At 68.8% G+C, this 13166-nt stretch carries 9 protein-coding genes; 6 read left to right on the top strand and 3 right to left on the bottom strand.

Translation table 11 applies throughout. From position 1 onward, the window contains the following. Nucleotides 1-12 precede the first annotated feature (12 nt). The 3 genes from ACEQX1_RS10405 to ACEQX1_RS10415 all read left to right on the top strand — a co-directional run bounded on the left by ACEQX1_RS10405 (nucleotide 13) and on the right by ACEQX1_RS10415 (nucleotide 2791). Nucleotides 13-837 carry a YgcG family protein gene (locus ACEQX1_RS10405; RefSeq protein ID WP_370195860.1) on the top strand — a complete coding sequence of 275 codons (825 nt, stop codon included), beginning with the start codon at nucleotides 13-15 and terminating at the stop codon, nucleotides 835-837. Between the two features lie 2 nt (nucleotides 838-839). Beyond that, nucleotides 840-1478 carry a TPM domain-containing protein gene (locus ACEQX1_RS10410; RefSeq protein WP_370196807.1) on the top strand — a complete coding sequence of 213 codons (639 nt, stop codon included), beginning with the start codon at nucleotides 840-842 and terminating at the stop codon, nucleotides 1476-1478. A 395-nt stretch (nucleotides 1479-1873) separates the two neighbouring features. After that, complete coding sequence (locus ACEQX1_RS10415; protein WP_370195863.1) at nucleotides 1874-2791, top strand: DMT family transporter; 918 nt, start codon at nucleotides 1874-1876, stop codon at nucleotides 2789-2791. Between the two features lie 429 nt (nucleotides 2792-3220). Here the strand turns inward: ACEQX1_RS10415 and ACEQX1_RS10420 are convergent, their stop codons facing one another. Continuing rightward, the gene (locus ACEQX1_RS10420; RefSeq protein ID WP_370196808.1) at nucleotides 3221-3799 is read right to left on the bottom strand and encodes a peroxidase-related enzyme; all 579 of its coding nucleotides are present in this window, start codon (nucleotides 3797-3799) and stop codon (nucleotides 3221-3223) included. Between the two features lie 113 nt (nucleotides 3800-3912). On the opposite strand from ACEQX1_RS10420, the gene ACEQX1_RS10425 reads away from it, so the two are divergent. After that, on the top strand, nucleotides 3913-8817 hold the full coding sequence (locus ACEQX1_RS10425) for an NAD-glutamate dehydrogenase (RefSeq protein ID WP_370196809.1): 4905 nt from the start codon (nucleotides 3913-3915) through the stop codon (nucleotides 8815-8817). Nucleotides 8818-8910: 93 nt separating this feature from the next. Here the strand turns inward: ACEQX1_RS10425 and ACEQX1_RS10430 are convergent, their stop codons facing one another. Continuing rightward, nucleotides 8911-9039, bottom strand: coding sequence for a hypothetical protein (locus tag ACEQX1_RS10430; RefSeq protein ID WP_277022717.1), 129 nt, complete (start codon nucleotides 9037-9039; stop codon nucleotides 8911-8913). 110 nt (nucleotides 9040-9149) lie between these two features. On the opposite strand from ACEQX1_RS10430, the gene ACEQX1_RS10435 reads away from it, so the two are divergent. Then, entirely contained in the window at nucleotides 9150-10031 is an 882-nt protein-coding gene (locus ACEQX1_RS10435) for an MOSC domain-containing protein (RefSeq protein WP_370196810.1), read from the top strand. After that, complete coding sequence (locus ACEQX1_RS10440; protein WP_370194486.1) at nucleotides 10028-11482, top strand: MFS transporter; 1455 nt, start codon at nucleotides 10028-10030, stop codon at nucleotides 11480-11482. Before ACEQX1_RS10435 ends, ACEQX1_RS10440 begins: the two co-directional genes overlap by 4 nt. Before the next feature lie 16 nt (nucleotides 11483-11498). Here the strand turns inward: ACEQX1_RS10440 and purH are convergent, their stop codons facing one another. After that, nucleotides 11499-13115, bottom strand: a complete 1617-nt coding sequence (gene purH, locus ACEQX1_RS10445) for a bifunctional phosphoribosylaminoimidazolecarboxamide formyltransferase/IMP cyclohydrolase (protein WP_370196811.1) — start codon at nucleotides 13113-13115, stop codon at nucleotides 11499-11501. Between the last annotated feature and the right edge of the window lie 51 nt (nucleotides 13116-13166).

The raw sequence follows: 13166 nt of genomic DNA on the forward strand, positions 1-13166 counted from the left end.
CGGATCCGGCAAATGTCGATGGCAGGTGGACGCGGCACGCTCGCCGCGCTGGGCCGCCTTCTGGTGCTGGCGGCCGTCCTTGCGCTGGTCGCGCCTGCCGCCGCGCAGGAGTTCCCGCCCCTCACCGGCCGGGTGGTCGACACGGCGGATCTTCTCGATCCGGCCACCGAGACGGCGCTGACCGAGAAGCTGGCCGCCTTCGAGGCACAGGGCAGCGACCAGGTCGTGGTCGTCACCGTTCCCGACCTGCAGGGCGCCGAGATCGCCGACTACGCCAACCGGCTCGGCCGCGAATGGGGCATCGGCCAGGCGGAGGAGAACAACGGCGTCGTCCTCCTGGTCAGCCGCGACGACCGCGAGGTGCGCATCGAGGTTGGCTACGGGCTCGAAGGCACCCTCACCGACGCCCTGTCCTCGCTGATCATCCAGAACGACATCCTGCCGGCGTTTCGCGGCGGCGATTATCCAGGTGGCATCAGCCGCGGCGTCGACGGCATCATCCAAGTCCTCTCCGGCGACGCGGCTGAGCTTCAGGCCCGGGCCGAACGCAACCAGGACTGGAGCGGCGAGGATTTTGCCGGCATCGCCTTCACCCTGATGTTCGCCGGGGTGTGGATTCTCGTTCTCGGCGCCTTTGCCATGACCGGCCTTGCCCGCCGCTTCGGCAAGAAGGTCGGGCGCAACCGCTATCGCTGGCTCGGCATCGTCTGGACGCTCGGTCAAGCGAGCCGCATGTCGGGATCGCGCAGCGGCTTCGGTGGCGGCTTTTCGGGGGGTGGCGGCTTTTCCGGCGGCGGCGGATCGTTTGGCGGCGGCGGATCGTCGGGGAGCTGGTGACCATGGCAAGACTGACCTTCACCGAAGCCGATCACGCCCGCATCGCCTCGGCGATCCGCGAGGCCGAGATCGCCACCACCGGCGAGATCTACGCGGTCTTCGCCCGGGCCAGCGACGGCTATCATTTCGTCTCGGCGACGGCCGCCCTCGCCATCGCCCTGCTGGTGGCCGGCGTCACCCTTCTGCTGGCGCCGCTCTTCGACGTGACGGTGTCGGCCGCAGCGCTCCTCGGCGGGCAGATCGTCATCGTCCTCGCCATGCTGGCGGCCTTCGCCCTGTCCCGGACCCTGCGCATGGCCTTCGTGCCCCGCGCCATCGCCGAACGCAGGGCGCACCGGTCGGCCCTGCAGCAGTTCTTCGCTCATAACCTGCACACCACGGCGGGGCGCACCGGCATCCTGATCTTCGTCTCCGAAGCCGAGCGCTTTGCCGAAATCGTCGCCGACGACGCCATCGCCGCGAAAGTCCCGCAGGAGAGCTGGGACGCCATTGTCGCCGACCTCGTCACCGCCGCCGCCGACGATCGCCTGGCCGACGGCTACGTCGCCGCCGCCCACGCCGCCGGCGCCATCCTCACCGAGCACTTCCCCGGCGACCACCGCAATCCCAACGAAATCCCCGACCGGCTCGTGGAGATCTGAGGGGCCGCATTGGGAAGCGGAGCGGATGGCCGGCAGCGGGGTAGATGGCCGCCAACGGAGCGGATGACCGAACCGGTGAGGCATGGGTCCTCGGGTCAAGCCCTAGGATGACGCCGTGGGTGAATGTTGCGGCCCGCCGTCACCGTAACGCTGAACCGGGCCGGGCCGGACCGAAGCACCGCGCCATCTCAGGATGATCATTCCCCATCACCGCGCGTCATCCTCGGGCTTGACCCGAGGACCCATGCCAAGTCGCTGCCACCGCCGCCGCGCTCAACGCCCTCCACAACCGTCGCCGCCCCGGAAATCGGGTGGGCGCCCCCGATTGCCCCCACTAACGTCCCTCAACCGAGGAGCAGACCGTGCGCGCCATCCCGACACCCGCCAATCGCAGCATGACGTCGGCCGAATGGGCGATGCTGCTGGCGTTGTCCGTCCTGTGGGGCGGGTCCTTCTTCTTCACCGGCGTTGCGGTGCGCGAGCTGCCGCCCTTCACCATCGTCGTCCTTCGCGTCGGGCTGGCGGCGGCGATCCTGTGGGCGGTCATGCGTGTCCTCGGCCATGCCCTGCCGCGTGACGGGCGGATCTGGGCCGCCTTCGTCGGCATGGGCTTCCTCAACAATCTCGTCCCCTTCAGCCTGATCGTCTGGGGTCAAACGCAGATCGGCTCGGGCCTCGCCTCGATCCTCCATGCAACGACCCCGCTGTTCGGGGTGGTGGTCGCCCATGTGCTGACGCGCGACGAGAAGATGACCGGCCACCGGCTGGCCGGGGTGGTGCTTGGCTTTGCCGGAGTCGTGGTGATGCTCGGCCCCGCCGCCCTCCGTACCGTTGGCAACGACATCGCCGCCCAGCTTGCCTGCCTCGCCGCGGCCTTCTCCTATGCCCTGGCTGGCGTCTTCGGACGCCGCTTCCGGCGCATGGGCGTGGCGCCGATGGCGACGGCGACCGGCCAAGTGACGGCCTCGACGGTGATGCTCGTCCCTCTTGCCCTCCTGGTCGACCGCCCCTGGACCCTCGCCATGCCGGGCCCGGCGACGTGGGGCGCCATCCTGGGCATCGCCGTCCTGTCCACCGCGCTGGCCTATGTCCTCTATTTCCGCATCCTGGCGACGGCCGGCGCCACCAACATTCTGCTCGTGACGTTCCTCGTCCCGGTCAGCGCGATCGTTCTTGGCTCGCTGGTCCTCGGGGAAGTGCTGGAACTGCAGCATTTCGCCGGCATGGCCCTCATCGGCACCGGCCTCGCCGCCATCGACGGGCGACTGGCCCGGATCGCGAAACGCCGGTTCGCGGGACATGCCGGCGGCTAGCGGGCATGGTGCGGGTGGGTGGTTGGCGGCGGGAGCCGGCTGTTGTCGGGGTTTCGCTCACGGGCGGTTCGCCTTCGTGCGCCTTCTCCAACGGAGAAGATATTGGCGCGGTCGAGGCATGGGTCCTCGGGTCAAGCCCGAGGATGACGCGCGGTGGGGTAGGAGCGTTTGCCGGCGCACGAAGCAACGCCTGCGTTTTGAACCGATCACCCTCGACACGGTGCAGTAGGGGAGCTGCATCACCCGATGACGGCGTCATCCTCGGGCTTGACCCGAGGACCCATGCCAAACCGCCGCCACTGCACAAACGGTCGCGGCCCGAGCCAACAATCTAGCGGCCCGGACCGCTGCCACCGCGTGTGCCTCGCCGCACCGGCACCTTCGCAGCACCCGGCGCCATCGCACGTCACGAACGCCAGGTCCCCCGCGCTACCGCGCCATGGCGTGGTATTCGTCATTGGGGCGCATGTCGGTGGCCGAGGCGACTCGGTTGGACATGGCGAAGAAGGCGGCGACCGCGGCGATGTCGAAGATGCCCCGGTTGGAATAGCCCGCATCGCGCAGCGCCTGCCGGTCCGCTTCGACGATCGTGTCCGGCCGCTCGGTGAGTTGGACGACGAAATCCAGCATCGCGGCGCGCTGGTCGTCGAGCCCGGCGGCCCGCCAGTTCTGGGCGATCGCCTCGCCGAAGCCGGGATCGCCGGAGAGCTGGCGCACGGCGGCGCCATGGGCGGTGAGGCAGTAATGGCAGTGATTGATCGAGGAGACGACGACGGCGATGATCTCGCGGTCGAGCTTCGACAGTTCGCTCTCGCCCAGCATCAGATCGTTGTAGAAGGTGGAGAACGCCTCCAGCTTGCGCTCGTCGAAGGCGTAGGCGAGGAGGACGTTCGGCACGAGGCCGAGCTTGTCCTGGCATTTGGCGAAGAACGCTTGGGTGCGCTCCGACAGGGGCTCGGCCACCGCCAGGCCGAGTGATGTCACGGGCCTGTCCTGTTGCTGCGTCATGCTTCCTCCCACGTTCCAGCGACGCCCGGGACACCACTTGCCCTCGAAGGTCGTGGCGGGATTCCTATGATAGGGTGTCGGACACGACAAGCAGTCGCATCGGAGGGCACCCCATGGACCATCCCGCAACGACCAAGACGGAGATCCTGTCGGCGATCGAGGCGGCCATCGGGGAGGATGGCGCCGAAGCCACCCTCGCCCCGCTGCTCTTTGCCCGCCCGCCGGCCGAGGATCTGGCCGAGTTCACGCCCGAGGCACTGGCGCTGGCGGCCCGCGCCGGCTTCGAGGCGCTGTGCGATCACCGCCGGGGCGCGCATCTGGTGCGCATCGAACAGCCGGACGGCTTCGTCCTGCGCGACGGGCGCAAGCTGGAACTGATCACCGTCGTCAGCGACGACATGCCGTTCCTGTTCGATTCGGTGACCGCCGAGATCGCCGATTCCGCCGTCGGCATTCGCTACATCTCCCACCCGATCCTCGACGTGCTGCGCGGCGCGGCCGGCGAGGTCACCAGCTTCTCGGCCTCCCATCCCCGCGACATGGTGCTGGGCGAAGCCGACCGGACCAGCTTGATCCAGTTCGCCGTCGATCCCCTGGGCGACGGCGACGCGAATACGGCGCTCAAGTCCCGGCTCGAGGCGATCCTCGGCCAGGTCGCCAACGCCAACGCCGATTTCGATGCCATGCGCAACCGCGCCAGCGAATCCGTCGAGGCGCTGCGCCGCCAGGCCTCGCGCCTCGACGACGCGGATCTGAAGACCACCTTCGAGGAAGCCGCCCGGCTGCTCGAATGGCTGCGCGACGACAATTTCATCTTCCTCGGCTGCCGCGAATACGACTATCTGCCCGGCAGCGAGGGCGAGGCGCTGGAACGGCGCGACGATGCCGGGCTCGGCATCCTGGCCGATCCCGACGTGCGCATTCTCGGCCGGCCCGGCCGCCGCATGACGACGACGCCGGAGATCCGCGCCTTCCTGGAAGCGCCGACCCCGCTGATCGTCACCAAGGCCAATGCGCGCTCACTGGTCCATCGCCGCGCCTATATGGACTATGTCGGGGTCAAGCAGTTCGACGCCGACGGCAATTTCGTCGGCGAATTGCGCATCGTCGGCCTGTTCACCTCCAGCGCCTACACCCGCTCGATCCTGACCATTCCCTATCTGCGGCTGAAGGCCGAAACGGTGATCAGCCGCTCGGGCCTGCGCCCCGGTTCGCACTCGGCCAAGGCGCTGCTCAACGCGCTGGAATCCTATTCCCGCGACGAGGTCTTCCAGATCGACGTGGCGCTGCTGGAGCGCTACGCCTCGACCATCGTGGAGCTCGGCGAACGGCCGCGGGTGAAGATCCTGTCGCGCGTCGACCGCTTCCACCGCTTCGTCTCCATCCTCGTCTTCGTGCCGCGCGAGCGCTACGATTCCCGCCTGCGCGAGCGGATCGGCCTGATGCTTGCCGAGGCCTATGACGGCCATGTCTCGGCCTATTACCCGGCCTTCCCGGAAGGCCCGCTCGCCCGCGTCCACTTCATCATCGGACGCGCCGGCGGCACCACGCCCGAGGTCGACACGGCGCAGCTGGAAGCGCGTGTCGTCGAGATGGCCAAGAACTGGGAGGACGAGTTCACCGCCGCCCTGTCGGCCGCCGGCCATGCCGGCGAATACGGCCGCCTCGCTCCGGGCCTGCCGGAGAGCTATCGCGACGTGGTCTCGCCGACCGAGGCCGTGGACGACGCCGGGATCATCATGGCGCTCTCAGAAGGCGACGAGGTGCGCGTCACCTTCCATCGCCGCGAAAACGATGCGCCCGACCTCCTGCGGCTGAAGATCTATCATCTGGGCGCGGCCCTCGCGCTCTCGACCCGCGTGCCGATCCTCGAGAATATGGGCTTCTCCGCCGTCTCGGAGCGCACCTACCGGATCGTGCGGCCCGATGGCGAGACGGTGCATATCCACGACATGGACCTGAAACGCAGCCGCGGCGGCGACATCGCGCTCGGCGACGACGGCGCCGCGCTGGAAGCGACCTTCGCCAATGTCTGGACCGGCCGCATCGAGAATGACGGCTTCAACGCGCTGGTGCTGGAGGCCGGGCTGGATCTGCGCCAGGCCAATGTGCTGCGCGCCTATTCGCGTTATCTGCGCCAGACGGGCCTTGCCTATTCGCCCGACTATCTCGGCGCCGCCCTGATGCGCCAGCCACAGATCGCCCGCCTTCTGTGGGATCTCTTCGCGGCGAGCTTCGATCCCGAGCGCCCGGCCCCGGCCGAAACCGATGCGGCATTGGAAGACGGCGAGAGCGAGCCGGATGCGCGGCAGGCCCGCCGCGCCCAGATGCGGGGCGCCGGCGAGATCCATGCGGCGATCTGCGAAGCGCTGGAAGACGTCGATTCCATCGATGACGACCGCATCGTGCGGCGCTTCATGGGCGCCATCCTCGCCACGCTGCGGACCAATTACTACGCTGTCGACGGCATCTCCGCCGAGCCGGTTTCCGAACCCGGAGCGGTCGCCCCGGCGCTCGCCTTCAAGTTCGAATCCGCCGCCGTCGAGGGCCTGCCCGCCCCGGTCCCCTATCGCGAGATCTTCGTCTTCGACGCCCGCGTCGAGGGCGTGCATCTGCGCTTCGGCCCGGTCGCCCGCGGCGGACTGCGCTGGTCGGACCGGGCGCAGGACTACCGCACCGAGGTGCTGGGTCTAGTCAAGGCGCAGCAGGTCAAGAACGCCGTGATCGTGCCGGTCGGCGCCAAGGGCGGCTTCTACCCCAAGCGCCTGCCCGACCCGTCCGACCGCGACGCCTGGTTCGCCGCCGGCCGCTCGGCCTATGTCGTCTTCATCGCTTCGCTCCTGTCGATCACCGACAACATCGTCGGCGAGGATGTGGTCACACCACCCAACGTCACCCGCTATGACGGCGACGATCCCTATTTCGTCGTCGCCGCCGACAAGGGCACGGCGACCTTCTCCGACACCGCCAACGCCATCGCCCAGTCGAACGAGTTCTGGCTCGACGACGCCTTCGCCAGCGGCGGCTCGGCCGGCTACGACCACAAGGCCATGGGCATCACCGCGCGCGGCGCCTGGGAGGCGGTCAAGCGCCACTTCCGCGAGATGGACCGCGACATCCAGTCGGAGCCCTTCACCGTGGTCGGTTGCGGCGACATGTCGGGCGACGTCTTCGGCAACGGCATGCTCCTGTCGAAGACGACGCGGCTGATCGCGGCCTTCGACCACCGCGACATCTTCATCGACCCCGATCCGGACCCGGCGACCTCCTTTGCCGAGCGCCAGCGGCTGTTCGAGACGCCGCGCTCGTCCTGGAACGACTATGATCGCGCGGCGATCTCGCAGGGCGGCGGGGTGTTCTCGCGGCGCGACAAGATGGTGCATCTGTCCCAGGAAGCGGCCGACGCGATCGGCTGGGACAAGCGGTCGGGCACGCCGGCCGAGATCATCAGTGCGATCCTCAAGGCGCCGGCCGACCTGCTCTGGTTCGGCGGCATCGGCACCTATGTGCGCGCCGGCAACGAATCCAACGCCGATGTCGGTGACCGCGCCAACGATCCAGTGCGCGTTGCCGCCGCCGAAGTCCGGGCCAGGGTCGTCGGCGAGGGCGCCAATCTCGGCGTCACCCAGCGTGGCCGCATCGAGTTCGCGGCCGGCGGCGGACGGATCAATTCCGACGCCATCGACAATTCGGCCGGCGTGAACACCTCCGACGTCGAGGTGAACATCAAGATCGCCCTGAAGAGCGCGATGGAATCGGGTCGCCTGACCCGCGAGGAGCGCAACGCGCTTTTGGCCGACATGACCGACGAGGTCGCCGAACTCGTCCTCGCCAACAATTACGAACAGACGCTGGCCCTGTCGCTGGAAGAGCGGGCCGGAGCGTCGGCGCTTGCCCTGCAGGCCCGCTTCATGAGCGTTCTGGAAGATGCCGGCGAGCTCGACCGGGCGGTCGAGACGCTGCCGTCGGAAGCCGCCATCGCCGATCTGCGGGCGACCGGTCGGGGCCTCACCCGGCCCGAGATCGCGGTGCTGATCGCCTATGCCAAGATCACCCTGTTCGACCAGCTCGTCGCCAGCGACCTGCCGGACGACCCGTATCTGGAAGACCGGCTGAACGACTATTTCCCGGTGCCGATGCAGCGGGACTTCGCGCGGGACATCGAGGGCCATCGCCTCGGCCGCGAGATCATCTCGACGGTGCTGGCCAACGAGGTGGTCAACCGCACCGGCCCGACCTTCGTCACGGTGCTGCGTGAATCCTCCGGTGCCTCGCCGGCCCAGATCGTCCAGGCCTTCATTGCCGCACGCGACGGTCTCGACGTACGCTCGCTCTACGAACGGGTGGACGCGCTGGACGGCACGCTGCATGGCGAGACCCAGAACGCGCTCTATGCGGAGATCGGCCGGTTCCTGATCCGCACGACCCGCTGGTATGTCCAGAACGAGAGTTTCGAGGGCGGCCTGACCGGCGCGGTCGTCGCCAGCCGCGACGCGCTGGACAAGCTCAAGCCGCAGCTCGTCGAGCTGGCCACCGAGGCCGGCCGGGCGGAAGCCCAGTCGCGCGCCGAGGCTTTCGTCGAGAAGGGCGTGCCGGAGGACGTCGCCGAGGCGATCGCACTGCTGCCGCTCCTCTCGCTGGTGCCGGACATCGCCTCTGTCTCACGTGAAACATCGACGGGACTCGAAGCGACGATCGGCTGCTATTTCGGCATCACCCGGCAGTTCGAAATTGGCCGGCTCGAAGCGGCGCTGTTCGCGTTGCAGACGGACGATTACTACGAGACGCTGGCGCTGGAGCGGGCGGGCAGCCAGATCGCCGGTGCCCGACGCAAGCTGACGGCGACAGCCCTGCGGAACTTCGGCACGGAGGATGACCCGGCCGCAGCCTGGGCGGAAAGCCGGCGGACGGCGGTGGAGCGGATCGGGGGACAGATCGGCGCCCTCGCCGGATCGGGCGGCACCTCGGTCGCGCGGCTGACGGTCGCCGCGGGCCTGTTGTCGGATCTGGCCGGCTAGACGCCGGGCAGAGGGGGAAATGGAAGTGCCGCGCGAGGACGGCCGGTGGCCGGCCAGCATTGCTGGCCGGCGCAGGAGGGGCTTGGCCGGGCCTCAGCCCTTCTTGGCGTCGGGGCGGGCCGCCGCGAACTTGCCGGGCACCGTCACTGGCACCGCTGCCTTCGTCTTGTCCGCCTTCGGCTTTCGGACTTCCTTGTTGCCGCGCATCTGACCCTTGGCCATGATCGTATCCTTTGTGGAATCCTGATTGATCCGCTGACAGAATAGCACGTGGGGGACGTCGTGGGGGATGGCATCTTTCGGATGTCACGCCCAGCGAATAAGGGGGAGTGATGGAACTCGGATCCATCCATATCCATCCGGTGAAAGCCGGGCGGTCGATCGAACGCGACGAAAATGCACTGGAGGTGTGGGGCCTGGAGGGCGACCGCCGCTGGATGCTGGTCGACGAGACGGGCCGGTTCCTTTCCCAGCGCGAACATCCGCCGCTGGCCCTGCTTGATGCCCAGCCGGATGTCGACGGGCTGATCCTGTCCTACGAGGAAATCGGCGAGCGCTTCGTTCCCATACCCGAGGGCGACGACCGGCTGACCGTCACCATCTGGGGCGACACGGTCGATGCCGCCCTCGCCGACGAGGCCACCAATACGGCGCTGTCGCAATGGCTGCAGCGGCCGGTCCGGCTCGTCCATCTCGACCGGACGGATGCGCGCCATATCGATCCGGCCTGGGCGCCGGAGAGCACCGACGGTGTTCCGCCCGTTGCCTTTGCCGATGGCTTCCCGCTGCTGATCGCCAATCCGGCCTCGCTGCGCGCGCTAAATGGGGACATCGTCCGCCAGGACGGGGACGCCGTGCCGATGAGCCGCTTCCGGCCGAACCTCGTCATCGACGGCGCCGAGGCCTGGGCCGAAGACGACTGGGCGACCATCCGCGTCGGCGAGGCGGTGATCGATCTGGTCAAACCCTGCGCCCGCTGCGTCGTCACCACCGTGGACCAGACGACCGGCACTGTGGCTGGCTCCCAGCCGATGGACGCCCTGCGCCGTATCCGGTTCTCGGCGACGCCGCGCGTGCCCGGCGTGCTGTTCGGCTGGAACGCGGTGCCCCGCGGCCCGGCCATGATCCGCCGCGGCGACCCGGTGGAGGTCGTTGCCCGGCGCGGCGGAGCACCCGCCGTGCGCGACGCATCGGGCCGCGGCGCCGACCGATGACCGAACTCGCACCGACCGTCGCCGGCCTGCCCTACCGGGTCCCGCTGCGCCAGCGCGCCGTCTGGGGCTGGATGACCTTCGACTTCGCCGCCCAGCCCTTCTTCACCGTCGTCATCACCTTCGTCTTCGGGCCCTATTTCGTCTCCCAGCTCGCCTCCGATCCGGCCACCGGCCAGGCCTGGTGGAGCGGCGCGGTGACCCTCGTCGGCATCTGCGTGGCAATCCTGTCGCCCTTTCTCGGCTCGATCGCCGACCGGGCCGGCCCCCGCAAGCCGTGGATCGCCAGTTTCGCCGTCGTGAAGATCCTCGCGCTGCTGCTCCTGTGGTTCGCCGCGCCCGGCACGCCGCTCATCTTCGCTGCCGCGCTCATCGTCTTCGCCATGGTGGCGGCGGAATTCTCTATCGTCTTCAACGACGCCATGATCCCGCGCCTCGTCCATCGCGATTCCATCGGGCGGGTCTCGAACCTTGCCTGGGGTCTTGGCTATGTCGGCGGGATCGTCTTCCTGTTCGTCACCCTTGCCTTCCTGGCGGGATCGCCAGAGAGCGGCCTGACCCTGCTCGGCCTCGAGCCCTGGTTCGGCCTCGACCCGGCCGAGGGCGAAGGCGCACGGGCGACCGGCCCGCTCTCGGCCCTCTGGTACCTGGTCTTCGTCCTGCCGATGTTCCTGCTGACCCCGGACCGCAAGAAGGCCGAGCCGATCCGCGTCGCCGCACGGGACGGGCTGAAGGACCTGAAGGCGACCTATCGCGAGATCCGGGTGCGCGGCACGCTGTTCCGCTTTCTGATCGCGCGGATGATCTACCAGGACGGCGTCAATGCGCTGCTCGTTCTCGGCGGCGCCTTCGCCGCCGGCATGTTCGGCTGGTCGATCACCGAGAGCGGCCTGTTCGGCGTCATTCTCAACGTCACCGCCATTCTCGGCTGCGTCGGCGCCAGCATCCTCGACGCGCGGCTGGGCTCCAAAGCGGTCATCGTCGCGTCGATCCTCTGCCTGATGACGGCGACGATCGGGATCATCTCCACAGCGCCGGATTCGACCCTGTTCGGACTTTTGACCTTCGCGCCGTCCGAGGCGACGGGGCTCTTCGCCACCCCGGCGGAGAAGAGCTACATCGTCTTCGGCCTGCTGATCGGGCTGGCCTTCGGCCCGGTCCAGGCCTCGTCGCGCTCATGGCTGGCGCAATCGGTCACCGCCGACGAGGCCGGGCGCTATTTCGGCTTCTACGCCCTCACCGGCCGCGCGACGTCCTTCCTCGGCACGGCGGCCGTCGCGGCCTTCACCGCCGTCGCCGCCGGCCTGACCGACCCGGCGACCGCGTCGCGCATCGGCATGTCGGCGCTGATCCTGTTCTTCGTCGTCGGACTGGCGATCCTTCTGGGAACGCCGGGCCCCCGCGCGGTCGGCAGGCGCCAGGATCTTGGCGGGGAGCGCCAGCCGGCCGCATAGGCCGGCCGGCACCGGCCTAGTGCCGGAAGTGGCGCATGCCGGTCATCACCATGGCGATGTCGTTGTCGTCGGCGGCCTTGATGACTTCGTCGTCGCGCATGGAACCGCCCGGCTGGATCACCGCGGTAGCGCCCGCCGCGACGGCCGACAGCAGCCCGTCGGCGAAGGGGAAGAAGGCGTCCGACGCCACCACCGCGCCGCGCGTCAGCGGCTCGGCATGGCCGGCAGCCGCCGCCGCATCCTCGGCCTTGCGCGCCGCGATGCGGGCCGAATCCACCCGGCTCATCTGGCCGGCGCCAACGCCAACCGTGGCGAGGTCACGGGCATAGACGATGGCGTTGGACTTGACGTGCTTGGCGACCCGGAAGGCGAATTTCAGGTCGGCCAGCTCGGTCTCGCTCGGCGCGCGCCGGGTAACCACCTTCAGGTCGAGATCATCGACGACGCCCGCATCGCGCGACTGGACGAGCAGGCCGCCGGCGACCGACTTGACCGTGCGCCCGGCGGCACGCGGATCGGGCAGGCCTTCGGTCAGGAGCAGGCGCAGGTTCTTCTTGCCGGCGACGATCGCGATGGCGTCCTCGTCGGCCTCCGGCGCGATGATCACTTCGGTGAAGACCTGCACGATCGCTTCCGCCGCCGCCCGGTCGAGCTTGCGGTTGAGCGCGACGATGCCGCCGAAGGCCGAGACCGGGTCGCAGGCCAGCGCCTTCCGATAGGCGTCGAGAAGGTCTGAGCCCTCCGCCACGCCGCAAGGGTTGGCGTGCTTGATGATGGCGACCGCGGCGGTGCGGGCCGGATCAAACTCGCCGACCAGTTCGAAGGCCGCGTCGGTGTCGTTGATGTTGTTGTAGGAGAGCGCCTTGCCCTGCAGCTGCCGCGCCGTGGCGACGCCGGCGCGGCTCTCGCCAGTCAGGTAGAAGCCGGCGCTCTGATGCGGGTTCTCGCCGTAGCGCAGCGCTTCCGACAGGGTGCCCGACACGCTGACGCGCTGGGGCATTGCATCGCCCACTACGCCGGCAAACCATGTCGAGACCGCCGCGTCATAGGCCGCAGTGCGGGCATAGGCCGCCGCCGCCAGACGCTGGCGCAGGGCGAAATCGGTCTCGCCATTCGCGGACTTCAGCGCCTGAAGCACCGTGTCGTATTCGGCCGGATCGACCACCACGGTCACATAGCCATGGTTCTTGGCCCCGGCGCGGATCATCGCCGGTCCGCCGATGTCGATATTCTCGACGATCGTCGCGGTGTCGGCGCCGCCGGCCAGCGTCTCCTCGAAGGGGTAGAGGTTGGAGACCAGCATATCGATGCCGGCAATGCCGTGGGTCTCCATGGCCTTGGCATGCTCGGCATCGTCGCGGATGCCCAGCAGGCCGCCATGGACGCCCGGATGCAGGGTCTTCACCCGGCCGTCCATGATCTCGGGAAAGCCGGTCAGTTCGGAGACGTCGCGCACGGCAAGGCCGGCCTCGCTCAGCGCCCGGTGGGTGCCGCCGGTGGAGACCAGCTCGACATCGAGCGCCGCCAGTTCACGGGCGAAATCGACGAGGCCGGTCTTGTCGAAGACCGACAGCAGCGCGCGGCGAACCCGCACGCGATCGGGGGCCTGCGTGGCATTGGCTTTGAGAGACATCGACTTTTCCTGCGTGGCACGGATGGGAGGGTCCGCCCCTGATAGTCAGCC

This window comes from Aurantimonas sp. (genome assembly GCF_964217435.1).
GTDB classification, from domain to species: domain Bacteria; phylum Pseudomonadota; class Alphaproteobacteria; order Rhizobiales; family Rhizobiaceae; genus Aurantimonas; species Aurantimonas coralicida.